This window comes from Gloeomargarita sp. SKYB120, assembly GCA_025062155.1.
In the GTDB taxonomy this organism is placed as follows: domain Bacteria; phylum Cyanobacteriota; class Cyanobacteriia; order Gloeomargaritales; family Gloeomargaritaceae; genus Gloeomargarita.
This window is the reverse complement of the sequence record JANXAM010000078.1, coordinates 1-701: the sequence shown is the minus strand read 5'-3', so window position 1 is coordinate 701 and position 701 is coordinate 1. Positions and strand designations below refer to the sequence as shown.

General features: G+C 70.5%; 1 protein-coding gene. It reads right to left on the bottom strand.

From position 1 onward, the window contains the following. Window positions 1–40 precede the first annotated feature (40 nt). Complete coding sequence (locus NZ705_12500; GenBank protein MCS7293763.1) at window positions 41–655, bottom strand: ZIP family metal transporter; 615 nt, start codon at window positions 653–655, stop codon at window positions 41–43. Window positions 656–701: the final 46 nt, after the last annotated feature.

Below are 701 nucleotides of genomic sequence, written 5' to 3'. Positions count from 1 at the left end.
CAAGGTGGTGGCCGACCTGAGGGCCCTTTTCTAGAGGGGGTTAGCCCAGGGCCACGTCCAGGGCCATCATGAGGGCAAAGCCCACCATGACGCCAAAGGTGGAGGTGTCCCCGTTGCCCTCGGATTGGCTTTCCGGGATGACCTCCTCCACGATCACGAAGACCATGGCCCCCGCGGCCAGGGCCATGAGGTAGGGCAGGAGGGCCTGCATCTCCGCCACCAACAGGGCGCCCAGCACCGCCCCCAAGGGTTCCACGATGGCGGAAAGCTGGCCGTAAAACCAGGCCCGCCCCGCGCCGATGCCCGCCCGCCGCAGGGGCCAGGCCACGGCCAGGCCTTCGGGAAGGTTCTGTAGGCCGATGCCCATCGCCAGGGCCACCGCCCCCCCCAAGGTGGCCGCCCCGCTGGGGTCTAGGCCCGCGGCCCCAAAGGCCACCCCCACCGCCAGCCCCTCGGGGAAGTTGTGCAGGGTGATGGCCAGGATGAGGAGGGTGGTGCGCCGCCAGGCGGTGTGCAGGCCTTCCTCCTGGGCCCCTGGCCCCAGGTGGAGGTGGGGCAAAAAGCGGTCCAGAAGGCGCAAAAGCCCCCCGCCCAGGAGGAAGCCCACCACCGCCGGCACCCAGGGGAGCATCCCTTGGGCCTGGGCGATCTCCATGCCCGGGAGGAGGAGGGAGAAGACGCTAGCCGCCAGCATCACCCCG

Coding starts and splice junctions, on each gene's coding strand:
- NZ705_12500 (MCS7293763.1), bottom strand. CDS start 655: ATGGAGATCGCCCAGGCCCAAGGGATGCTCCCCTGGGTGCCGGCGGTG.